Here is a 1502-nt window from a genome sequence, read left to right as displayed (position 1 = left end):
TCCACGTCCCCGGCGTCGCCGAGGGCGGCGCGGCGCCAGCCGCCGGCGAGGCCGGAGGCGTCCCAGGCGTGCCAGAGCACCTGCTCGGCGCCGTCCTCGCGGTGCTCCCGGACGGCGCGGATCATGTCGCGCAGGCGGTGCACCGGGGCGGCGGCGCGGTCGCGGGCGTCCGCGGCGGGAAGGCCCGGCACCTCGTCCTCGACCAGAGCGCGGGCGAGCAGCTCCTCGCTCGTGACCGGCGGGGCGGGGGCATCCTCCGTGCTGTCCTTCGGGGGGTCCTCGGCCGACGCGGACTCCTCCGCTCCGCTCTCTCCCGACGCTCCCGGTCCCGCCTGGCCCTCCGCCTCCGCGCTCGCCTCCTCCGCGCGATGGGCGGCCAGCAGCAGGCGGCGGATGCGGCGCAGGCGCAGGTCGTCGGCGTCGCCGAAGGGGCCGCGCAGCAGCGCGTTCGCGGCGCGGGCCTCGAGCGGGGTGCCGGCCGGGGCGAGGCCGAGCTCGAGGATCGTGAGCAGGTCGTCGACCACGGCGACGTCGCGCAGCGGCTGGGGGCGGCGCGGGACCCGCACGGGCAGGCCGGTGCGGGAGAGCAGATCGGCGACACCGGCGACGGCCGCGCCGGAGCGGCACACCACGGCCATGTCGTCGTAGTCGACGCCCTCGCGGTGGTGGAGGTCGCGCAGGGCGGAGCCGATCAGCCGCGCCTCGTCCAGCGGGTCCGCGGCGCGCAGCGCCACGAGTCCTCCCGGTCGCTCGGCGCGGGGCCGACGGGACGCGGCCGGGGCGCCCGCGAGCGGGAGCCTGCCCCGCAGCACGTCGACCACGGCGACGAGCCCCTCCTCGCCGCCGTGCGCGCCCTCCAGCGTGATCTCGAGCGGCGCGCCGGGCAGGGCCTCGCGCAGCCTGGCGGCGGCATCGGGCAGGGCGCCTCGGAAGGTGTCCACCGCCGCGTCGGGGCAGCTGGTCACCAGCACCTTCGCTCCGGCCGCGGCGAGCGCGGCGACGAGGTCGATGCCGGCGGCGGTGAGGTCCTGCGCGTCGTCGACCACCACGGTGCGGAAGGGGGCGGGGAGGGTCGGGTCCGCCAGGAGCACGGCGGCGCGGCGCACCAGCGCGCCGGAGTCGAGGCGGGGGCCGGCGTCGAGCGCTGCGGAGGCCTCGAGGTCGAGCACGCCGAGGTAGTCGCGCAGCAGCGCCGCGGCGTCGCGCCAGGCGGGGCGGCCGTGCTCGCGGCCGAGCTCCTCGAGCGCGGCGGGACCGAGGCCGAGCTCCCCGGCGCGGGTGATCAGATCGCGCAGCTCGGTGCGGAAGCCGGGCAGGGTGCGTGCGCCGGGGTCGACGTCCAGATGCCAGGCGGGGCGCTCGGCGATCAGCTCGGCGAGCAGGGCGTCCTGCTCCGCGCCGGTGACCAGGGTCGGCTCGCCCAGCCCTCGGCGCAGCGCGTCGGCGCGGGCGATCGCATGGGCGAGGGCGGGCGGGGTCATGGCGCGGGCCGTGCCGTGCCC

Annotated in this window: 1 pseudogene; it reads right to left on the bottom strand. The window is 79.5% G+C overall.

Annotated features, from left to right (window positions below):
- Positions 1-1481, bottom strand: a pseudogene (locus HMPREF3159_RS11185) (DNA helicase); the annotation flags it as partial.
- Positions 1482-1502 lie beyond the last annotated feature (21 nt).

The sequence above is a fragment of the Brachybacterium sp. HMSC06H03 genome, from assembly GCF_001807385.1.
Taxonomy (GTDB): domain Bacteria; phylum Actinomycetota; class Actinomycetes; order Actinomycetales; family Dermabacteraceae; genus Brachybacterium; species Brachybacterium conglomeratum.
The sequence above is the reverse complement of the archived record's forward strand: the minus strand, read 5'-3'. Positions and strand labels throughout refer to the sequence as shown.